The 21,722-nt window shown below is 34.7% G+C and carries 16 protein-coding genes; 9 read left to right on the forward strand and 7 right to left on the reverse strand.

The window, feature by feature from the left end; genetic code table 11:
* Positions 1 to 20: 20 nt before the first annotated feature.
* Positions 21 to 767 carry an electron transfer flavoprotein subunit beta/FixA family protein gene (locus tag ACQ65V_RS07280; RefSeq protein ID WP_430467408.1) on the reverse strand — a complete coding sequence of 249 codons (747 nt, stop codon included), beginning with the start codon at positions 765 to 767 and terminating at the stop codon, positions 21 to 23.
* A gap of 245 nt (positions 768 to 1,012) precedes the next feature.
* On the opposite strand from ACQ65V_RS07280, the gene ACQ65V_RS07285 reads away from it, so the two are divergent.
* From ACQ65V_RS07285 to ACQ65V_RS07305, 5 genes are all read left to right on the forward strand, one after another.
* Positions 1,013 to 1,990 (forward strand): pyruvate dehydrogenase complex E1 component subunit beta, encoded by a 978-nt coding sequence (locus ACQ65V_RS07285; RefSeq protein ID WP_430467409.1) that lies wholly within the window; start codon positions 1,013 to 1,015, stop codon positions 1,988 to 1,990.
* 78 nt (positions 1,991 to 2,068) lie between these two features.
* Positions 2,069 to 4,579: a DUF5686 family protein gene (locus ACQ65V_RS07290; protein ID WP_430467410.1), complete on the forward strand. Its 2,511-nt coding sequence runs from the start codon at positions 2,069 to 2,071 to the stop codon at positions 4,577 to 4,579.
* A gap of 80 nt (positions 4,580 to 4,659) precedes the next feature.
* Positions 4,660 to 5,187: an inorganic diphosphatase gene (locus ACQ65V_RS07295; RefSeq protein ID WP_430467411.1), complete on the forward strand. Its 528-nt coding sequence runs from the start codon at positions 4,660 to 4,662 to the stop codon at positions 5,185 to 5,187.
* Between the two features lie 125 nt (positions 5,188 to 5,312).
* Positions 5,313 to 7,727, forward strand: a complete 2,415-nt coding sequence (locus ACQ65V_RS07300) for a sodium-translocating pyrophosphatase (protein ID WP_430467412.1) — start codon at positions 5,313 to 5,315, stop codon at positions 7,725 to 7,727.
* A gap of 158 nt (positions 7,728 to 7,885) precedes the next feature.
* Complete coding sequence (locus ACQ65V_RS07305) at positions 7,886 to 9,154, forward strand: MgtC/SapB family protein (protein ID WP_430467413.1); 1,269 nt, start codon at positions 7,886 to 7,888, stop codon at positions 9,152 to 9,154.
* Positions 9,155 to 9,156: 2 nt separating this feature from the next.
* On the opposite strand, the gene ACQ65V_RS07310 is transcribed toward ACQ65V_RS07305, so the two are convergent.
* The gene (locus tag ACQ65V_RS07310) at positions 9,157 to 11,697 is read right to left on the reverse strand and encodes a prolyl oligopeptidase family serine peptidase (protein WP_430467414.1); all 2,541 of its coding nucleotides are present in this window, start codon (positions 11,695 to 11,697) and stop codon (positions 9,157 to 9,159) included.
* 175 nt (positions 11,698 to 11,872) lie between these two features.
* Here ACQ65V_RS07310 and ACQ65V_RS07315 point away from each other — a divergent pair, with 175 nt between their 5' ends.
* Positions 11,873 to 12,877, forward strand: a complete 1,005-nt coding sequence (locus ACQ65V_RS07315; RefSeq protein WP_430467415.1) for an App1 family protein — start codon at positions 11,873 to 11,875, stop codon at positions 12,875 to 12,877.
* 8 nt (positions 12,878 to 12,885) lie between these two features.
* On the opposite strand, the gene ppk1 is transcribed toward ACQ65V_RS07315, so the two are convergent.
* From ppk1 to ACQ65V_RS07340, 5 genes are all read right to left on the reverse strand, one after another.
* Positions 12,886 to 14,910: a polyphosphate kinase 1 gene (ppk1, locus tag ACQ65V_RS07320; protein WP_430467416.1), complete on the reverse strand. Its 2,025-nt coding sequence runs from the start codon at positions 14,908 to 14,910 to the stop codon at positions 12,886 to 12,888.
* A 53-nt stretch (positions 14,911 to 14,963) separates the two neighbouring features.
* Positions 14,964 to 15,578 (reverse strand): deoxynucleoside kinase, encoded by a 615-nt coding sequence (locus ACQ65V_RS07325; RefSeq protein ID WP_273288988.1) that lies wholly within the window; start codon positions 15,576 to 15,578, stop codon positions 14,964 to 14,966.
* A gap of 3 nt (positions 15,579 to 15,581) precedes the next feature.
* Entirely contained in the window at positions 15,582 to 16,289 is a 708-nt protein-coding gene (locus ACQ65V_RS07330; protein WP_430467417.1) for a hypothetical protein, read from the reverse strand.
* A gap of 154 nt (positions 16,290 to 16,443) precedes the next feature.
* Complete coding sequence (locus tag ACQ65V_RS07335; RefSeq protein ID WP_155090148.1) at positions 16,444 to 17,127, reverse strand: response regulator transcription factor; 684 nt, start codon at positions 17,125 to 17,127, stop codon at positions 16,444 to 16,446.
* Positions 17,120 to 18,649 (reverse strand): sensor histidine kinase, encoded by a 1,530-nt coding sequence (locus ACQ65V_RS07340; protein ID WP_430467418.1) that lies wholly within the window; start codon positions 18,647 to 18,649, stop codon positions 17,120 to 17,122. The genes ACQ65V_RS07335 and ACQ65V_RS07340 overlap by 8 nt, the downstream gene beginning before the upstream one ends.
* 125 nt (positions 18,650 to 18,774) lie before the next feature.
* Between ACQ65V_RS07340 and ACQ65V_RS07345 the strand changes: the two genes are divergently transcribed.
* From ACQ65V_RS07345 to ACQ65V_RS07355, 3 genes are all read left to right on the forward strand, one after another.
* Positions 18,775 to 19,632 carry a GLPGLI family protein gene (locus ACQ65V_RS07345; RefSeq protein WP_155090146.1) on the forward strand — a complete coding sequence of 286 codons (858 nt, stop codon included), beginning with the start codon at positions 18,775 to 18,777 and terminating at the stop codon, positions 19,630 to 19,632.
* Positions 19,633 to 19,728: 96 nt separating this feature from the next.
* Positions 19,729 to 20,610 carry a GLPGLI family protein gene (locus ACQ65V_RS07350; protein WP_430467419.1) on the forward strand — a complete coding sequence of 294 codons (882 nt, stop codon included), beginning with the start codon at positions 19,729 to 19,731 and terminating at the stop codon, positions 20,608 to 20,610.
* Between the two features lie 161 nt (positions 20,611 to 20,771).
* Positions 20,772 to 21,674: a GLPGLI family protein gene (locus ACQ65V_RS07355; protein ID WP_430467420.1), complete on the forward strand. Its 903-nt coding sequence runs from the start codon at positions 20,772 to 20,774 to the stop codon at positions 21,672 to 21,674.
* Positions 21,675 to 21,722: the final 48 nt, after the last annotated feature.

Here is a 21,722-nt window from a genome sequence, read left to right on the forward strand (position 1 = left end):
TGGAAGGGTTAGGGTAGGCTTTAAATTACTTTAGCCTCGTTATGAAGTAAGTTCACTAATTCATCTAAATTATCTGGCTCAACCAGTTTAACAGCGCCTTTTGGAGCTGGCTTTTCAAAGCTTACTGATTTGGTTTCAGCACTGACATCGGTAGGCTCAACCACATTCAATGGTTTTTTACGTGCCATCATAATACCTCTCATATTAGGAATACGAAGATCACTCTCTTCAACTAATCCTTTCTGTCCTCCAATAACTAAAGGTAAAGACGTACTAACGGTTTCTTTTCCACCATCAATCTCTCTAACCGCTTTAGCGTTTGTGCCGTCAATTTCTAAACCAATGCAATTGGCAACGAAGTTTGCATCAATCATTGCAGCTAACATTCCTGGTACCATGCCGCCATTACAATCAATAGATTCTCTACCAGCTATTACCAAATCGTAACCACCTTCTTTTACCACATTCGCTAATTGTTTAGCTACAGAAAAACCGTCTGTAGCAGGAGTGTTAACTCTAATTGCAGTGTCAGCACCAATAGCCAAAGCTTTTCTTAGCGTTGGTTCTGTTTCTGCTCCACCTACGTTAATGACATCTACACTAGCACCTTGCTTTTCCTTAAACCACATTGCACGTGTTAAGCCAAACTCATCATTTGGGTTAATCACAAACTGTACACCATTGGTATCGAACTTGGTATCACCATCAGTAAAATTAATCTTTGAAGTTGTATCTGGTACATGGCTAATACATACTAAAATCTTCATATTCTTTATATTATTTAATTTTTAAATTGTAATTCCTTTACACTAAAACGTTTTCGCAACATAATGGTTGTTAATCTGTATTATTTTTAACTTTTAGTGTAAAAAATAGCCCTAAATATTGCGGATACGAAGGTAATTATTTTATTTTGAATATTTACTATGCATGCATAGTAAATTTTAAAGAATTTTGATTTATTTAGTTTTTCAATTATGCTTACTTTTGTTTTTCGTTTAAGAACAAGAGTATGAAGACAATTCAATTTAGAGAGGCCGTTTGTGAAGCCATGAGCGAAGAAATGCGTAGAGATGAGAGCGTTTATCTTATGGGTGAGGAAGTGGCAGAATATAATGGTGCTTATAAAGCATCTAAAGGCATGTTAGATGAGTTTGGTGCAAAGCGAGTTATAGATACACCCATTGCAGAGCTTGGTTTTGCAGGCATTGCTATTGGGTCTACCATGACAGGAAATCGACCAATCGTTGAATATATGACCTTTAACTTCTCTTTAGTTGGAATTGATCAAATTATAAATAATGCCGCAAAGATTAGGCAAATGTCTGGTGGACAATTTAAATGCCCTATTGTTTTTAGAGGTCCAACGGCTTCTGCAGGTCAATTGGGAGCAACGCACTCGCAAGCATTTGAGAATTGGTTCGCTAATACTCCAGGTTTAAAAGTAATCGTACCATCCAATCCTTACGATGCCAAAGGCTTATTAAAGGCAGCAATAAGAGATGACGATCCTGTTATTTTTATGGAGAGTGAGCAGATGTACGGAGATAAAGGTGAAGTGCCAGAAGGTGAGTATATTTTGCCAATTGGTGTAGCGGATATTAAACGTGAAGGGACAGATGTTACTATTGTGTCTTTCGGGAAAATTATAAAGGAAGCTTACAAGGCAGCAGACGAATTAGAAAAAGAAGGTATCTCTTGTGAAATCATAGATTTACGAACTATTCGTCCTATGGATAGAAAAGCTATTTTGGAGTCTGTAAAAAAGACAAATAGATTAGTGGTTTTAGAAGAAGCCTGGCCTTTTGGTAATGTAGCAACCGAAATTACGTATTTAGTGCAATCAGAAGCTTTTGACTACCTGGACGCTCCTGTGGTAAAAATAAATACAGCTGATACACCAGCACCATATTCACCTGTGCTTTTAGAAGAATGGTTGCCAAATAGTGAAGACGTTATAAAAGCGGTGAAAAAAGTTATGTACAAATAAAGCGCAACTTTTTGCGTTATATAAACTTCATCAAGTAAAGTGTAAGTTTTGCACAATAGTTGATGAAGTTTTTTTATTATGAAAAAGAAACTACTTATACTCTTTTTGTTTTTTGGAATTATAACGGCTTTTGCTCAAACGAAAGTGAGCGGTTATGTCTATGATGAAAACAACGACCCAATTCCTTTTGCTAATGTACTATTCAAAGGCTCAACAGAAGGTACTATAACCAATGAAGATGGAAAGTTCTATTTAGAATCTGATGAAACATGGGAAACCTTAATAGTGTCCTTCATTGGTTTCGAAATTTTAGAAGTTCCACTTACTAAAAAAGTTAACTACGATTTAAAATTTATTCTAAAAGAAGAGGCTTCGTCTTTAGATGAGGTGGTTATTGTAACAGGAAAGCAATCTAAAAAAGCTTCTGAAAATCCTGCGATCCGTATTCTGCAAAAAATATGGGAACGTAAACGACAAAATGGATTGAGTCAATTTAAGCAGTATGAGTATGACCAATATGAAAAAGTAGAGTTTGATCTCAATACTATAGATAGTTCGCTGATTAAAAGTAAACTTTTTAAGGGTATGGAGTTTGTGTTTGAAGAAGTGGACACATCTTCTGTAACAGGTAAAACATACTTACCAATCTTTTTAAATGAGTCTGTAAAAAAAGTTTATGGTGATAATGTCCTTAATGAAAAACGAGAGGATTTATTGGGCAATAAAAATTCTGGTTTTAGTAACAACCAGGTTATAATAGACTTTGTTGATGATTTATATTCAGACTATAATGTCTATGATAATTACCTAAAGTTTTTTGACAAGAGTTTTGTTAGCCCATTGAGTAGAACAGGTGTGCAAACCTATAACTATGTGCTTTCAGACAGTGCTTACATCGACAATAAATGGTGCTATAATATTATCTATTATCCTAGACGAAAAAATGAGTTGACCTTTAAAGGAGATTTTTGGGTTAACGATTCTACCTATGCGATAAAAGAAATTAATATGCAGGCTTCAAAAAGCGCCAATATTAATTGGGTTAAGGAGATTTATATTGAACAAGAATTTGAGGTGCTGAACGATTCTGTATTCCTAATCAAACGCGATTATTTCTTGTCGGATTTTGCATTAAACAAAAAAGAAAAGTCTAGAGGTGTTTATGGAAAACGAACAACTCTATATGATAACTATCAATTTAACCAGCCAAAGGATGAAGATTTCTATGACAAAGAAGTTTATAATTATGATAAAGATGTTTATAATAGGGAAGATGATTTTTGGGAAAAGAACAGACTAGAAGCGTTAAATAAAGATGAAAAAGGTGTCTATAAAATGTTGGACACGCTTAAAACCGTAAAAAAATTCAAGCGACTTTATAATATAGGGAGCATTTTGGCTTCTGGCTATGTTGAGTTTCCAAGTATAAATTTCGATTATGGACCGATCTTTTCAACTTTTGGTTTTAACGAAGTAGAGGGTTTACGGTTAAGAACTGGCGGAAGAACGTATTTTGGTCCAAATGACCCATGGAGACTCGAAGGATTTTTGGCATACGGCTTTAGAGACAATAAGTTTAAATACGGTTTATCAGGTAAATGGTTGTTGGATAAAAAAAGCCGATTGACCTTATTTGGTGGTACGCGAAGGGATGTGGAGCAAATTGGAGCAAGTTTAACAAGTTCTACGGATGTGCTGGGAAGAAGTTTAGCGTCATCTTCAGTTATAAATACAGGAGCTAATGATAAACTCAGCAATATAAAGCTGACCAATTTGGGTATGTCTATTGAGCCTTCCCGAAATTTTGTGGTGCGTTTAGACGGAAGTTTTAGAAATGTACGATCAGCATCACCAACTTTTAGCTTGGATTTTAATGATCCTGAATCACCTACAGGAATCTCCTCTGAAGTAAAACAGTTTGAAACTCGACTCTCACTAAACTTCTACCCAAAACGAGAAATGACGGGTTTTGGTGTAGAACGAAAAACAAAGAATGATAATTTCGCTAAACTATTTGCTCAGGTTACCAGAGGTGATCGTGATTGGTTTGATAGCGATTTTGATTATACAAAACTACAGTTCTCATATATACAACCATGGCAGGTTGGAGGCTTTGGTCGTTTAACCACATCCATAGAAATGGGTAAAACCTTTGGTGAAGTGCCTTTGGCTTTGCTAAGTGTTGTGCCAGGTAATCAAACGTATTTTTCAATTTATAATACATTCTCTCAACTCGATTTTTATGAGTTCGTAACCGACACCTACACATCGATGCATATAGAGCATAATTTTAATGGACGATTGTTCTCTCGTATTCCATTCTTAAAAAAATACAATTTAAGGGCTATTGCAAGTATTAGAGGTGTTTGGGGAGAATTGTCAGATGAGAATATTGCATTAAGCACTACTGGAAATCCAGTAGAATTTCCACTGGTTGCACCAGACTCTAGAGTGTATTACGAGTACAGTTTTGGAGTCGCAAATATCTTTAAGATATTACGTATAGATTTTAATTTTAGAGGTAACTATTTAGATAACCCTGATGCTAGAAAATTCGGCGTAACAGGAAGTTTTGGATTCTACTTTTAACCCTGTTCACTATTTGCGTTTTCATTAGGTATAACTGTATCGAAGTTATATATTTGCAGCCCCTTAAAAAAATAGAGAATATGACTAAGCCTAAAAAACTGACCTTCGATGTATTAATAGAAATACCAAAAGGTAGCCGTAATAAATATGAATACGATTTTGTGTTGAATAAAATACGGTTCGATAGAATGTTATTTTCATCAATGATGTATCCAGGAGATTATGGGTTTATACCAGAAACTTTGGCATTAGATGGTGACCCTTTAGATGTTTTGGTAATGGGAACAGAGCCAACATTTCCTATGTGCGTGGTGGAAGTAAAACCTATCGGTGTATTTCATATGGCAGATGAAAAAGGGCCAGATGAGAAACTGGTGTGTGTACCTGTAAGCGATCCTATTTGGAACAGCTACATGGATATTATGGATTTAAATCCGCACAGAATGAAAGAGATAACCCATTTCTTTCAGGTTTATAAGGATTTAGAGAAAAAGAAAGTTGATGTTGGCGGTTGGGGAAATGCTGAAGAGGCTTACGATATTCTCAACAAATGTATAGATCGTTACGAAGCTAGTGAACATAAGAAAAACAGAACTTTCACAATATAATTACGATATTGATAAAATAACATCAATAGTGTTGAGCCACCTTTAATTTAAGGTGGCTTTTTTTATCAGGTATATTTTTCTATTTTTGGCAACGTTAAAAATTAACTAAACTAACACATATCAATATGGAATTATTAATTAAAGGTTTGCCAGCTTTTGGAATTTTGGCATTACTATTTGTATTCATTAAGAGTGCTTGGGTAAACAAACAAGATGAAGGAAGTGATAAAATGGCACGTATAGCCAAAAACATTGCTGATGGTGCAATGGCCTTTTTAAAAGCTGAATATAAAGTTTTGGCAATTTTTGTTGTAGCGGTAGCAGTATTATTGTTCTTTAAGGGAAGTAATGAAGAAGGCTCAAACTGGATGGTAGCAATATCATTTATAGTTGGAGCGATTTGTTCAGCTTTGGCTGGATTTATTGGGATGAAAGTTGCTACTAAAGCAAATGTTAGAACCACACAAGCTGCGAGAACGTCTTTAGGTAGAGCATTAGAAGTTGCTTTTGCAGGTGGATCAGTAATGGGCTTAGGTGTTGTAGGCTTAGGTATTTTAGGATTAAGTGGCTTATTTGCAATATATCAAAGCATGTGGCCTGGTTCAGAAAATTTAGGTATGGTACTAAATGTACTTTCAGGATTTTCTTTAGGTGCATCTTCAATTGCTTTGTTTGCACGTGTTGGTGGCGGTATTTATACAAAAGCGGCTGATGTAGGTGCTGATTTAGTTGGTAAGGTGGAAGCTGGTATTCCTGAAGACCACCCTTTGAATCCTGCAACAATTGCAGATAATGTTGGTGATAATGTAGGTGATGTTGCTGGTATGGGAGCAGATTTATTCGAATCGTATGTTGGTTCTATTATAGGTACTATGGTATTAGGTGCTGTTATTATAACTCCCAGTTTTGATGGCTTAGGAGCGGTATATTTACCTTTAGTTCTTGGAGCTGTTGGTATTATAATGTCTATAGTAGGTACGTTTTTTGTAAAAGTAAAAGATGGAGGAAACCCTCAAACAGCATTAAATATTGGAGAATTTGGTTCAGCAGGTTTAATGGCTGTTGCAACCTACTTTTTAATTCAAGAGTTTATACCAGAGACATTTAATTTAAATGGAGTAGAGTACACATCTTTAGGAGTATTTATTGCTGTAATAGCTGGTTTAATAGCTGGTTTAGCAGTTGGGAAAATAACCGAATATTATACGGCTACAGGTAAAAAACCGGTAAACTCTATTGTTAAACAATCAGAAACTGGTAGTGCAACTAATATTATAGCAGGCTTAGGTGTTGGGATGATGTCTACAGCTATTCCTATTATTTTAATAGCTGCAGCTATTATTATTTCTCATCATTTTGCTGGTTTATATGGTATCGCAATCGCAGCTGTAGGTATGTTAGCAAATACAGGTATTCAATTGGCTGTAGATGCTTATGGACCAATTTGTGATAATGCAGGTGGTATTGCTGAAATGGCAGAATTACCGAGTGAAGTTCGTGAGCGTACAGATAAATTAGACGCTGTTGGTAATACAACTGCGGCTGTTGGAAAAGGTTTTGCAATTGCTTCTGCTGCATTGACGGCATTGGCATTATTTGCCGCTTTTATGCAGACAGCTGGCGTAATTGCCATTGATGTATCTCAGCCAAAAATCATGGCTGGATTATTAGTTGGTGGTATGCTACCATTTGTATTCTCAGCCTTATCCATGAATGCTGTTGGTCGTGCTGCTATGGCAATGATTGAAGAAGTTCGTCGTCAGTTTAGAGATATTCCACAATTAAAGGCTGCTTTAGAAGTAATGCGTAAATATGATAGTGATATGTCTAAAGCATCTGAAGCAGATAGAAAAATATTTGATGATGCAGATGGTGTTGCAGATTATGGAAAATGTATTGATATTTCTACAAAAGCATCAATTAAGGAAATGGTATTACCAGGTTTACTGGCAATCGTTGTTCCAGTAGCAGTTGGTTTTATTGGAGGTGCCGAAATGTTAGGTGGGCTTTTGGCAGGTGTAACAACTTGTGGTGTGCTTATGGCAATTTTCCAATCGAATGCAGGTGGTGCTTGGGATAATGCTAAGAAGACTATTGAAGAAGAAGGCAGAAAAGGAACAGAGGCTCATAAAGCTGCTGTAGTTGGGGATACCGTTGGTGATCCATTCAAAGATACTTCAGGTCCTTCGTTAAATATCTTATTGAAGTTAATGTCTGTTGTGGCATTGGTAATAGCGCCAAGTATTGCACTATCTTCAGACGATTTGTCTGCTTATGCTTCTAATAATATGGACGTTGAAAAAATGGAAATATCTAAGGAAGTAAAGGTAAATATGGAGAGCAATGATGACGGAACCGTTAAAGCTGTGGTTACAACTGTAACTTCTAAATATGGAGAAGAGTCTACGGACACTCAAACTTTTGAAGGAACTAAAGAAGAGGTTGAAGCTAAATTAGACGCCATGAATGAAGCTTCGGAAGATGTAGAGGTAAAAGTCAAGAAAGTAATTGAAGAAGTAAAGGAAGATGTAAATAACTAATAATTATTACTGACCAGTTTATAGTTTAAAGCCTCATCATTGATGAGGCTTTTTTTATCGTTTACGTTAATAAATTTAGTTATTGAAACGAGATGTTTTTTGGATTTGCTCTAAATTTCGTCAGAAATGTGTAATTTTCTAATAGCCAAAAAAGACATATGGATTATTCAGATTTATCGACATTAGGTATTGCCTTTGGTTTAGGGCTATTGGTTGGATTGCAACGTGAAAAAACTGATAACCATATGGCAGGAGTGCGAACTTTTACACTTATAACTGTTCTTGGTACCATCTCTGGATTGCTAACACGAGAGTTTGACAATCCATTTATTCTTCCTGTATTGGGTTTATGTATGGCTTCAATGCTTTTGATGGCTAATTATATAAAACTTAAAAAACTCAATCAAGCAGACATTGGTCAAACTACAGAGGTTGCGGCTTTATTGATGTTTGCCGTTGGTGCTTATCTTGTTATGGGAAGTCAACTTATTGGTGTTCTTATAGGTGCTTCTGTTGCCATTTTATTGTATGTTAAAGAACATTTACACGAATTTATAGAAAATCTTAAGGAGAAAGATTTATCTGCAATAATGACTTTGGCTGGTATAAGTTTAGTCATTTTGCCAATTCTTCCTGATAAAACCTTTGGGCCTTACGATGTTATCAATCCTCGGAATATCTGGTTAATGATTACATTAATTGTGGGCATTAGTGTTGTGGGTTACTTTATTTACAAGTTCGTAGGGAAAAAGGTAGGTGTAATCTCAAATGGTATTTTGGGTGGTTTAATAAGCAGTACGGCAACGACGGTTAGTTATGCGAGGAAAACTGCAGATAATGCGTCAATTAGCAAAACGGCTGTGTTTGTAATTGTGACAGCATCAGCCATATCTTTTGTGCGAGTTTTGTTTGAAGTTGGTGTAGTTATTCCGCAGTACCTCAATATTATTGCTGTACCTATAGGAGCAGTAATTATTTTTATGGCGTTGACTGCAGTCGCTCTTTTCTATCTAATCAATAAAAAAGATTCAGAAGAAGAAAAAATGCCTGAACCTAAAAACCCAGCACAGTTTAAAAGTGCATTGGTTTTTGGATTGCTCTATGGTTTTATACTCTTGGCTGTAGCATTTACCAAAGAAAAATTTGGTAATAATGCGTTGTATATTATTTCAATTATTAGTGGTTTAACAGATGTTGACGCCATAACACTATCATTATCCCAATTGATAATGGAAGGGACTCTAAAAGCTACCGTAGGGTGGAAACTTATACTATTGGCAGGGCTCTCTAATATGCTCTTTAAAGGAGTTATGGCTATAGTGCTTGGTGCCAAAGAAATAATGAAATGGATTATTATTTCTTTTGGACTCACAATCGCTTTCGGATTACTAGTTATGTTCCTTTGGCCTGAATCCTGGTTTTTTTAATACTAGGATTTAGTTTTAGGTTTATCCCTGTTTATTTCCGTAATATCTACTTCGGTAGCTTCTTTTCCTAAAAGATGTTTGCTAAAATGATCTGCTCTTAGCCAAAAGGAGTATTCCGTCATACTTCCAAAACCATGACGCTGTCCTGGCATTAACATAAAGTCAAAACGTTTGTTGGCTTTTATTAAAGCATTGGCCATTCTAATAGTACCACCAGGGTGAACATTGTTATCTACATCTCCCGTAATCAACATTAATTTTCCTTTTAGGTTATCGGCAAGTGATTGATTGTTGTCTATAAGATACTTGTATTTGGTATTACCATCTTCATCAGTTTCTTCTTGTACTCCATGGTGCGTTTCACTCCACCAGCTATTATAAATAGCATTATCATGATTACCAGCTGAAGACACAGCTGCTTTAAAGAAATCTGGATAAACCAAAATAGCTGCGGTGCTCATAAAACCACCACCAGAGTGCCCGTAAATTCCAACCTTCTCAATGTCGATAAAATCATACTTATCAGCTAGCTGTTCTGCTACGTGACGTTTATCTGCTAAGCCGTAATCCCTTAAATTTCCATAGCCATAATTATGGTACCACTTAGAACGATCAGGATGACCACCACGATTACCCATGGTTACAACAATAAATCCTACCTGTGCCATACGGTCTAGTCTATCCATACGTACAGAGAAAGATTTATTGACCGCTTCAGTTTGAGGGCCTGGATATACATATTCCAGTAAAGGGTATTTTTTAGTAGAATCCATTTCAAAAGGTCTATACATTACTCCGTAAATATCCGTAATACCATCGTCAGCTTTCATTTTAAAAGGTTCTGGAAATTTATAACCCGTTGCCATAAGTTGTGACAAATCAGCTTCCTCTAACTCCAAAACTACCTTGCCTGCACTGTTTCTCAATTCTGATTTTGGCACTGTATTAACCCTTGAATAATTGCTAACAAAAAAATCATTGGAGTCAGCCATATCTGTTCTTGTGTTAAAGTTACCAGGATTCAATGCTTTCAAGCCAGACCCATTTAAATTAACTTTATATAAATGTTCGTAATATGGATCTTGGTCTTTTGGTATACCATGAGCTGTGAAGTAAAGTGTACGCGATTCATCATCTACTCCAATAGCACGTTCAACATGAAAAGAACCATTAGTTATCTGATTTTTTAAGTTTCCATTAATATCATAGAGGTAATAATGTGCCCAGCCTGTGCGTTCTGCCCAATGCAACATTTCTGTTTCATCATTTAATAATACTAAGGGACGTGATTCTATATAGGTATTAAATCGCTCTTCTATCAATACTTTAGATTCTCCGGTATTTATATCAGCGACACAGATATCAAGCTTTTTTCGGTCTCTACTGATTGTGTTATAATAAATTTTTCCTTTTTTTGAGAGTAGCAAGGCAGGGTTAAAATCATCATCGTAATTTGATTTTTTCAAGGGTTCTCTATAGACTTGGACACTTTGTTGTTTTACTGTATCTAATTGAACCTGTAAGCTACTTTTGGTGGGCATATCAAAAACATGAAGTTCAGTTTTGTAAAATTCATCTTCACCTGGCATGTGATATTTATAGGTTTCTAAAGTTGGTCTTTTGCTCGCCGTGGTATTGATAACCCATAACTCATTTATGTGTCTTGAATCTGTTCGTTGAAACACAAACTTTTTAGAATCATGTGACCATAGACCATAAATACGTTGTCGTTTGTCTTTGTTTTTCTTCATGGACTCGTTGGTTTCACCTCTTCCGCTACTTCCTCCATAAGAATAATATAGTTCTCCGTCTGTAGTCCATTGGTTTTCAACTATTGTGCTGTCTTTTTCGTTTTTGACGGCTTTCAGAAAGTTCTCTTTATCCATCCAATACAAATTATAGTTCTTTGAGAACAAGACTACAGAGCTGTCAGGAGCAATATTTGCCCATTTTCTCCACTCTTCTTTACCTTTCTTTTTATTGCTTAAAACAGTTAAGTTATTACTGCCAAGAACATATTCAAAATGATAAACTTTATTTACCATTTTTGGTTTACCCTTTTTCTTTTTCTTGGTTTTAGTAGAATCGGTTTCTTCTTCTCCATTTTCACCTTCGTTTTCAACTTCTTTTTCTTCTTCTACTTTTTCAGTTGAGGTAACATAAAACCGTATCGCTGTTTCGTTTTTTACAAACTCAAAATTAAAGCGTGGTAAATGCTTTGCGTCATAAGGATCTTTGGTTATTTCGGTAAGCCATCTTGCCATTTTTTCATTGTCAAACAGTTCTTTTTTGCTTCGCTTATCGGCATCAACAATGTAGTATTTAGAACCTTCTGTGGTTTTATATTGGTACCAAAAGCGGTTGCCATTTTTTAACCAATGCGGCCTAACAGAAGTAGAGTGAACCAATTTCCCTAAATTAGTTGGTGAGTATTTAGCAGCGGCTCTATAGTTGGGTGTTGGTGTATTACTTTCTCTATCAGTTTGAGCATTTAAAAAACAGAATGATAGGCAAAAAGATAGAAGGAGAATAAGATTCTTCATGAATTGAGATGGTTTGAGTATAGTTCTTGATGTTTGTGTTGCTACTAAAATACTTTGAAAAATTATGAACTTAGATAACTTCGATAATTTTTAACATTTATTAAGTTATTTAGTTTGTATTATTATTTCGTATATACGGATTTTAGTATCTTGAAATTTTTAAAATTTGATTTCATTGGGCTGGTTAAAAAAAGATCCATTACAAATAATTGCATTTCAGGGTTATGGCACGGATTCGCATTTTTATGCACGCGGAAGAGCTTTGGAGGACGAATCTATTGACCTGGAAGACCAGCATATATGGCACCTTATTGTTAATACATGGAAACGTTTTGAAACCGATGAAATCAAAAATGTTGATATTAATATTAAACTGCCCAATAATAAAATTTTAAAGGGAGTTACGGACAATGATGGGTACTACAAAGTCGAAGCAAATCTCCAAGATTTAAAGAAGCTGACCAATGAAGAAGGATGGCTGTCTTTTGAGCTCTCGTACAGTGATGTCAATATTAAACGAACCATACAGAATGAAAATAGGTTTCCTGGTGAAATATTAATTCCGTCCACTACCTCACAATTTGGTGTTGCTAGTGATATAGACGATACCATTTTGCATACAGGTGTAGTTTCTATGTTAAAGTGGAGAGTGGTTTACAATTCAATTTTTAAACACGCCAAAAATAGAAGTCCGTTAGAAGGTGCAGCTGATTTCTATCACAGACTCCACAGAGGAGCTTCTGGAAAAAATGCCAACCCGATTTTTTATGTAAGCCACAGCCCATGGAATTTATATCGTTATCTAGAATTGTTTTTGAGACAGAACAATTTTCCTAAGGGGCCAATTTTATTACGAAGTCTAAGTAATTTCTTGAAAAGAAAATCATTGGATGAAAAGCCACAAAAGCAAAAGGAAATTCTTAATCTTCTAAAAACTTATCCTGATTTACCTTTTATTTTAATTGGTGATAGTGGTGAGCACGATCCAGATATATACATGGAGATTGCCGAAGAGTTTCCAGACAGAATATTAGCCATTTATTTAAGAAGTGTGAAGCATAAGAAAAAAATGGTAAGGGTAAAAGGGTTGATAGAAAACTATAAAACCACACAAGTTTTAATGGTTGAAAAAAGTGCTCAAGCCATTGACCATGCTAGAAAAAATGGATTTATACAATAGCTTGTTTATTAAAGCTTATTCTCAAAATACTCATAAGTAGCATATTGTGACCTTACCTTTTTCTTGGAATTGTCGACGTATTCATTTTTCTGTTCAGCATCTATAATTCTGGCCTTTGTGTTGTCACTTAACTGTATTTCTATTAAGTCTCTTAAGGTCTTATGCACATCCTTATCGTAGATAGGTGTCAGTACTTCTATACGATGGCTTAGGTTTCTGGTCATCCAATCTGCAGAACCTATGTAAATTTTTTCGTCACCACCATTGCCAAAAATATAAACACGTCCATGTTCTAGAAATCGATCTAGAATACTTATAATCTCAATATTTTCGCTTTGATTTTTAATGCCTGGGACAAGACTACAGATGCCTCTAACGATTAGCTTTATTTGCACTCCGGCATTACTTGCCTTATAAAGATACTCAATCATGGATTTGTCTTGTAGGCTATTCATCTTCAAAATTATATAGGCCTTGTTACCATTTTTAGCATGCTCTATTTCTGCATTAACTAATTTTTCAAGCTTGTTTCTTGTAGTGTAAGGAGAGACTAATAGCCTTTTAGTTTTGGGGACTATAGTGACCTTTTGTAAAACTAAAAATACTTTGTTTAAGTCTTTGGTTATTTTTTTATGAGCTGTGAGAAGTCCAAAATCCGTATAGAGCTCTGCGGTTTTTTCATTAAAATTTCCTGTACTAATATAAGCGTAGCGTTTCTTCTTGTCATTTACCAACCGCTCAATGTATAAAATCTTAGAATGAACTTTTATATCAGGATAGCTATAGATTACCGTAGCACCATTTTTTTTGAAAATATTACCCCATTTAAGATTGTTCTGCTCGTCAAATCTGGCTTTTATTTCAATAAACACAATGACTTCTTTTCCATTTTTTGCAGCTTTGGCAATGGCAGTATTTAATCGAGATTCGTCTGCCAATCTATAGAGCGTCATTTTAATGGTAGTTACCGTTGCATCTTCTGCAGCATTTTCAACCAAATTAATTACAGGGTCAAATTGCTGATAAGGATAATGGAGTAATTGATCTTTTTTATCTATTGCATCAAAAATATTTTCTGTACTTGATAGTATAGGATGCGGTAATGGCTCTAGTTTTTTAAACGATAAATCTTTTTCAGTAGGATTAGGGAAGGCAAAGAAATCCTTAAAATTATGATGCCTGCCACCCATAACCAAGTCCGCATTGTAAATATCCAAAGCCTCTTTCAATACATCCTGAAATTCCTCTGGCATTCTTTTATCGATGAGAACACGTGTTGGTTGACCTTTATCTCTTTTTGGTAACGAATTTTTAATCTTATTCATTAAATTTCCTGAAAACTCATCCTCAATATATAATTCCGCATCACGTGAAATTTTCAAGGCATAGTAAGTGACTTCATCTTCAGGATGGTTTTCGCCGAGATTGTATTTTAAAATATCGTCAATAAAGGTGATGTAGTGCTTGCCGTTTTTTGTAGGAAACGTAAAAAATCGAGGCTCGGAATCTGGGATTTTTACGAGTTGAAGTTCTCCATTCGATAGAGTAGTTAAGTAGGATGCTTCATTTTCAACAAAAATAGATTCCGGGTTCTTATGAAATGAATTTTCTAGATCTAAAAGAGGTTTTAACTGTTCTTCAAAATAGGTTTTTGCTATTTGTTTTTGAGAATCTGTAAACGCATGGTAGTCAATTAAAACAATACCTTCTTTTTCTAAATCTGGAATTATTTCATTCTTAAATATATGACCAAATTCCTCTTGTTGCTTATGGACTTGCTTTTTAATTTCCTTTAAAACCTTGTTGGGTTTAGTGATAAGTTTTTTTCTTAAAGGCTTTTTTAAACTTTTAATTTGCCTAATGTCTGAAACCCTTACTCTAAAAAATTCATCAAGATTTGAAGAGAAAATAGCTAGAAACTTTATGCGTTCATAAAGCGGATTTCTCTTGTCAGTTGCTTCTTGTAGCACACGATGGTTAAAGCGTAGCCACGATAGGTCACGATGGTAAAATTTGGAATTGTACAATTTCATTGATGTAAAAATAAAACTATTTAAACTGAAATTGTGTTACTTAATTCATAAGATTAAAACAGACCATGAATCTGTGCGTCAATTTTATTGATAATACCACCCAAATCTTCAGGATTAGCCACAAAATCTAGATGGTCTACATCTATAATAAGTAAGTTGCCTTTGTCGTATTTGGTAATCCAAGCTTCGTAACGCTCATTTAATCGGCTTAGGTAATCTATGCTAATGGTGTTTTCGTAATCGCGACCACGTTTATGGATTTGGTTAACGAGATTTGGGATAGAACTACGTAAATAAATCAATAAATCCGGACCTTTTACAAACGATTCCATCAATTCAAATAGAGAGGAATAATTTTCAAAATCGCGATTGGTCATTAATCCCATGGCATGAAGGTTGGGTGCAAAAATATGAGCATCTTCATAGATGGTTCTATCTTGTATAATATCCTTTCCACTATTATGAATCTGGTTGACCTGACGAAATCTACTGTTTAAGAAATAGACTTGTAAATTAAAGCTCCAACGTTCCATCTGATTGTAAAAATCATCTAAATAAGGGTTGTCAACAACGTCTTCTAATTGCGCTTCCCATTTGTAATGTTTGGCTAGTAATTTTGTGAGCGTAGTTTTTCCAGCTCCTATATTTCCTGCAACAGCAACATGCATAATTTATTCTAGTTTAAGTTGGTATCGACGTAGAATTTCGTCGTCGTAAATATACAAGGTTTCATTGGTTACCAAAAACTGATTTATTAACAAATATGGATGCTTAATCGGTTGAATTTTATTACCCGTCTTTGATAAAATATGTAATGAATTTTCTTTTTTTAGAATTAAATGTGCTTTACTAAAAGCTAAACTCTCGTAACCTTCATTTTTGTGTTTAGAAATTAAACTTCCGAAGTAACTGTAAACGTAAAGGTAGTTTTCGGTAAGCATGTAGCAATTGTTATAATCGCTTTTAAGGTCCAATACGTCGGACTGCACTGGCACCGTTTTTAATCGTACTTTATTGATTTTGTAATCATATAATTCTAACTGCTGTAAATCTTGATTAAAAATCCAAAGCGTATTGTCAAAGCCTGTAGAAACAAAGCTGACATTTTTATAAGGCTGTACGGTGTTAAAGTCAATCTTAAAAATCTCGGCCAATCGGTTGTCTAAAATGATAACAGTATTGAAATCTCGATAAAAAAGATTGATTTTTAAAGGGTTAAAAGTGTTTGCAGACGTAATCTCACCAAGTTGAAAATTGGAATAGGTAATAGTAGTGTCTTTTGCTTTTTTGTGAAACGTATGATCTTCAGTTGAGTAATATAGTGTGCCAAAAGTATCTACGCCAAAAATCCTCTCGACTTTAATGGATGTTGAATCCATAATGCTAGCTGAAATTTGTTCTTGGGAGAACAATGAAACACTAAATAAAAAAAAGATATAAATAGGCGCTCTCATACGAACGAGAAAAGTACAAAAATTGAACCACTTTCTTGCTAGAGTATTAGGTTTTTAAAACTTGAAAAGTCTACAATGTTCAAACAGTCAATTTATAACCAAACCCTCTAACATTTATAATCTGAATGGTTTCGTCCTTTTTTAGTTTTTTACGCAGTTTAGTGATAAAGACATCCATACTACGTGCCGAAAAGAAATCATCCGTTCCCCAAAGTTTATTGAGTATGACTGAGCGGTCTAGTACTTGATTTTTATTATTTATTAAATGAAAAAGAAGATGCGCTTCTCTGTGCGTAAGTTGAATGGTTTCTTCATCCTTAAATTGAAGTCGTTGTTTAGGGAAATCAAAAATATAGTTTCCAATTTCTAAAATTTTTGACGCTTTCTGAACTTTAGTACGGCTCAACAAATTATAAATCCTAACAATTAACTCTTCCATACTAAATGGCTTTTTAAGGTAATCGTTGCCACCAATTGAAAAACCCTCAACCACATCTGCAGTTTGCGATTTTGCGGTTAAAAAAATAATAGGAATAGTGTCGTCTATAGCTCTAATCTCTTTTGCTAGAGTAAAGCCATCTTTTTTGGGCATCATAACATCTAACACTAAAATTTCTGGCGATTCAGATTTGTATTTTTCAAAAGCTTTTTCACCATTGTCGCATAAAATGACTTCAAAATCTCTTGTTTCGAGACTTTCCTTTATAATTTGCCCTAGTGCAGATTCATCTTCGGCTAATAATAATTTTATTTTACTAACCATTTGGAAGTGTAATTTTAAAGGTCGTTAAGTTTTTGTTTAAATCTAAAGAGATGGAACCATTGTGCTTTTCAATAATGGTTTTTGTATAATATAAGCCAATTCCAAAGCCTTTTACATCGTGCGTATTACCTTTTGGAACACGATAGAATTTTTCAAAAATACGTTCCTTATTCTCTTTGGATAGCGTATTTCCGTTATCCGAAATAAGGATGTCAAACATATCTTTTTTTGGAACTAAATCAATGGAAATTAGCTCTCCACCATATTTAACGGCATTGTCTAAAATGTTATTTAAGGCATTTTCAAAATGAAAGACATCAACGTTGGCCTTTAAGCTTTCAACCTTAAAACTGGTATTAAATTCTTTCTCTGGATATTGAATTTTGTAACGACTAACTAGCGAGTTAAGCAACTCAACACAATCTATCGACTCTTTGTTTAATTCTAGGTTATCACTGTCTAAAGTTGCCGTTTCCAGTAGCTTTTCAACCATTAGGTTGAGTTTACCTAATTGTTCAGAGGACATATTGATGTATTTTTTTGTCTTCTCTTTGTCTTCAATAGCATTAAAATTATTGATACTTTCTAAGGCGACTCCTATAGTGGCAATAGGTGTTTTAAACTCGTGAGTAATATTACTGATAAGATCATTTTTTACTTCGGCGAGTTGTTTTTGATGTTTTATGATGCGCAATAGATAAAACAGACAGCTTATCACTGCAATTACCAATATTGTTGATATTAATATACCTGTTAAGCTTCGTTTTAAAATGGTAGAAGTAGAATTAAAAAAATATAGTCTTAGCGAACTGCCCTTAGGTAAAAAAGTCGATTTTGATGTGGTGCTGAGAATGTCCATATGTTTAAGGACAGAGTCTCTTGCTGTATGGATAATTGGTTCAAAATTTTTATTAGGTAAATTTTTATCAAAATAGAGCTTGTGTTGTATGTTAATGTTTTTTCTTTCAAATTCAATTTTCATTAAGCTATCTACCTTTTTTAAGTCTAAAGAATCATTACTTATTGCAACGACGACTTTAGATGTGAGCAACTCAAAACTTGAAGGGCTTATACTGTCAATGAATTTATAATTGCCAACTCTAAGTCTAAATGAGTCTTCGTTAATAGTTTGGTGATCCGTATGATAGCTAAAGACTGCAGAATCGGCTTCTCTAGTGTCTATAAATGTGAAGCTTTTGTAATTATTTGTTTTTAAAGAGTCTATGCTTTTTAGCCCTTTGGAAGGATGGTCAATTTTTTTGAGAAGTTTTGAAATTTCCGTCTCTGGATTTAATGAATCAACAGTGTAATTATTGATTAACGAAAAGTTAAGTGTGGTGCGTTCAGCTAAGGCAGCATAATAATCATCTACGGCTTTATCCAAACTTATCTGCACATCATTGATTAATTGCTGCTTATTGGTTTGGTAGTTCTTGTAATTCCAAAACACCTGAATACCAATAGTGATAGCTATCACAGCAATAATTATGTACAGTATCCATTGATATCGTTTATCGTTCATATTTCAAAAGTAAATGTTAAAGTTCAATTATTGACCATTGGTTAACACACGTTAACGTTCATTAACGCTCAGAAAAGTGTAGATTGTAGATATTTGTATTGTAACATTTATAAAATTCAATCAAAATGACAACAATTATTAGAACATTAGTCGTAGCAATAGCGCTTAGCGTAACAGGTTTGCACGCCCAAGATTTTCAGGGTGTGGCAACCTACAAGACACATCGAGATATCGACATTAAAATGGATAGCACTCAGGTAAATGACGAGATGCATGCCAAGATGGTAGAGATGATGAAAAAGCAATTTCAAAAAACATACCACCTAGATTTTAACCGAGAAGCTTCAACCTACAAACAAGAAGAGGAATTGAGTAAGCCGCAAGTTGGTGGAGGAGATTTCCAAATTGTGGTTATGGGCAATGGAGGCGGAGATGATGTGCTCTATAAAAACACAAAGGAAAACCGTTATGCCGAATTGAGAGATACTTTTGGCAAGCTTTTTCTCATTAAAGATGAAATAGAGCCTATTGAGTGGAAGCTAGAGTCTGAAACTAAGTTCATAGGAGAGTATCAATGCTTTAAAGCAACGTACACCAAAATGGTAGAAAAGCCTAGGGTTGTTGTGAGTACGGATGATGAGGAAAAAGAAAGTGATCTAGATAAAGAACCAGAAATGGAAGAGCGTACAGTAACAGCTTGGTATGCACCACAAATTCCAATAAACAATGGTCCGGATAATTACCAAGGTTTACCTGGATTAATATTAGAAGTGCATGATGGTAAGTTAACCATTATCTGTAGTAAAATTGTTTTGAACCCAGAAGAAAAGGTAGAAATAGCTGAACCGACTAAAGGTAAAGAGGTTTCACAGGAGGAATATGAGAAAATCATGGAGAAAAAAGCCAAGGAAATGCAAGAGCGTTATAGACCTAGAAAAGGCCAGAGAGATGGTGAAAGTTTTTCAATAACTATTGGTGGCTAGACCAAAAGAAAATATTTTGATGTTAATATTATGGTAAAGAGAATAGTAATGTTTAATAATTAATTAAATTCGTTAAACAAAATAAGTTTATCTATCATGAAGTCCATATTATTAAAATCTAGCATTCTTGTTATTTCCGTCTTATTTTCTAGTTCTTTCAAAGATAAAGACCTAACTGATCCACAAAACAAAATAGGTATACAAGAGTTTCAAGGTAAAGCCATTTATGTTTCAAAATCTACTATGGATTTAGGAAGATGGGGAGCAAGAATGAGTGAAGAACAAAAGAAGCAAGTACAAGCTCGACTTAAAAATAGACTTGAAAAAGAATACATACTGTCCTTTAACAAGGAAGAGTCTCTATTCTATGAAGACGAACAATTAGATGCTATGTCTGGAGCCACAGATTCTTGGGGAAAAAATTTCGCACCAGGAAAACAGTACAAAAATGTTAAAACCAATACTCAAATTCAAAACCAGGAGTTTTATGGCAAGCAGTTTTTGGTTAAGGATAAGCTTCAAGACATTAAGTGGCAGTTAGAAAAAGAAACTAAGCAGATTGGTAATTATACTTGTTTTAAGGCAACGGCTTCCATACCGACGAGTGATTTAACGTGGTACGACTTTTCATGGAGTCGATTGAGAAGCACCAATGATGAGGAGACAGAAAATGATTCTACAAATACAACCATTGAAGAGCCTAAAGTAGCAATGACCGAAGTTGAGGCGTGGTATTCGCCTCAGATACCTGTAGGACATGGACCTTCAGAATATTGGGGACTACCAGGATTAATATTAGAAGTCAGTGCGGGTAACACAACCATGCTTTGCACAAAACTTATATTAAATCCAGAAGAACAAATTGAGATAGAAGTACCAGATAAAGGAAAGGAAATTACTAAGGCAGAATATCAAGAAACGATTGTTTCTAAAATGAAGGAATTTCGAAATAATAGAATGGGTCGAAGACGAGGTTAATTTTATTAACACAACTTTAACGCAAGTAATTATTACGTTTTGCATCTAAATAAGTCTAATGCAATATCAATTTAGTTGATTGTCGATTTATGTAACACTTTTTTTAATCAATACTTAAAATTATAAAGCTACATTTAACACTCAACATTAACCTTATTAAGATGAAAAAACTAGTTTTTAAACTTACATCATTACTGTTATTTTGCTTCTGTACTGTTTCGTATGGGCAAGACTTTCAGGGCAAAGCGTACTACCAAACTAAAACAACTATGGATTTAGATCAATTTGGTGGAAGGGAGATGAGCCCTGAGCAAAAAAAGCGTATTGAAGAACGCATGAAGAGTTTTCTTGAAAAAGAATACATCTTAACCTTCAACAAAACAGAATCCATTTACAAAGAAGACGAAAAATTAGAGGCACCAGGTTCTGGTGGAGGTTTTGGTGGTTTTAGTAGTAGTTTAACAGGTGGTCCTAAATATAAAAATGTTAAGGATAAGGAGTTGATACAAGATCAGGAATTCTTCGGAAAGCAATTTTTAATTAAAGATGAATTAAAAGGGCTAGAGTGGAAAATGGGAACCGAAACCAAACAGATTGGTCAATACACTTGCTTTAAGGCAACAGCCATCAAAACCGTAGATGAGTTTGATTGGAGAAGTATGAGGCCAAGACGAGGGAGAGATCGAGACAATGACGAAAAGAAAGAAGGAGAAGAAGTCAAAGATTCTACTAAAGTAGATAAAGACGATCCAATGAGCCAGATTGAAGTGCCAAAAACTATTGAAGTTACAGCTTGGTACACTCCACAAATTCCAATTAACCAAGGGCCAGATGATTATTGGGGCTTACCAGGATTAATCTTGGAAGTTAGCGCAGATAGAACAACAATACTGTGTACAAAAATTGTAATGAATCCTGAAGAAAAAGAGGAGATTGAAAAACCTGAAAAAGGCGAGGAAGTTACACAGGCCGAGTATAATGAGATCATAACCAAAAAGATGGAAGAGATGCGAGAAATGTACGGAGGCCGTCGAGGTGGCCGTGGCGGAGGACGTAGAAACTAATATAAATGCATCTAAAGTTATATGGGAAAACTTCTATCAAAGAAGTTT

The sequence above is a fragment of the Winogradskyella ouciana genome (genome assembly GCF_965284585.1).
GTDB lineage: Bacteria > Bacteroidota > Bacteroidia > Flavobacteriales > Flavobacteriaceae > Winogradskyella > Winogradskyella ouciana.

What these genes read in the sequence shown, in the direction of transcription:
- ACQ65V_RS07280 (WP_430467408.1), bottom strand. Translation starts at nt 767, where the DNA reads ATGAAGATTTTAGTATGTATTAGCCATGTACCAGATACAACTTCAAAG.
- ACQ65V_RS07285 (WP_430467409.1), top strand. Translation starts at nt 1,013, where the DNA reads ATGAAGACAATTCAATTTAGAGAGGCCGTTTGTGAAGCCATGAGCGAA.
- ACQ65V_RS07290 (WP_430467410.1), top strand. Translation starts at nt 2,069, where the DNA reads ATGAAAAAGAAACTACTTATACTCTTTTTGTTTTTTGGAATTATAACG.
- ACQ65V_RS07295 (WP_430467411.1), top strand. Translation starts at nt 4,660, where the DNA reads ATGACTAAGCCTAAAAAACTGACCTTCGATGTATTAATAGAAATACCA.
- ACQ65V_RS07300 (WP_430467412.1), top strand. Translation starts at nt 5,313, where the DNA reads ATGGAATTATTAATTAAAGGTTTGCCAGCTTTTGGAATTTTGGCATTA.
- ACQ65V_RS07305 (WP_430467413.1), top strand. Translation starts at nt 7,886, where the DNA reads ATGGATTATTCAGATTTATCGACATTAGGTATTGCCTTTGGTTTAGGG.
- ACQ65V_RS07310 (WP_430467414.1), bottom strand. Translation starts at nt 11,697, where the DNA reads ATGAAGAATCTTATTCTCCTTCTATCTTTTTGCCTATCATTCTGTTTT.
- ppk1 (WP_430467416.1), bottom strand. Translation starts at nt 14,910, where the DNA reads ATGAAATTGTACAATTCCAAATTTTACCATCGTGACCTATCGTGGCTA.
- ACQ65V_RS07325 (WP_273288988.1), bottom strand. Translation starts at nt 15,578, where the DNA reads ATGCATGTTGCTGTTGCAGGAAATATAGGAGCTGGAAAAACTACGCTC.
- ACQ65V_RS07330 (WP_430467417.1), bottom strand. Translation starts at nt 16,289, where the DNA reads ATGGATTCAACATCCATTAAAGTCGAGAGGATTTTTGGCGTAGATACT.
- ACQ65V_RS07335 (WP_155090148.1), bottom strand. Translation starts at nt 17,127, where the DNA reads ATGGTTAGTAAAATAAAATTATTATTAGCCGAAGATGAATCTGCACTA.
- ACQ65V_RS07340 (WP_430467418.1), bottom strand. Translation starts at nt 18,649, where the DNA reads ATGAACGATAAACGATATCAATGGATACTGTACATAATTATTGCTGTG.
- ACQ65V_RS07345 (WP_155090146.1), top strand. Translation starts at nt 18,775, where the DNA reads ATGACAACAATTATTAGAACATTAGTCGTAGCAATAGCGCTTAGCGTA.
- ACQ65V_RS07350 (WP_430467419.1), top strand. Translation starts at nt 19,729, where the DNA reads ATGAAGTCCATATTATTAAAATCTAGCATTCTTGTTATTTCCGTCTTA.
- ACQ65V_RS07355 (WP_430467420.1), top strand. Translation starts at nt 20,772, where the DNA reads ATGAAAAAACTAGTTTTTAAACTTACATCATTACTGTTATTTTGCTTC.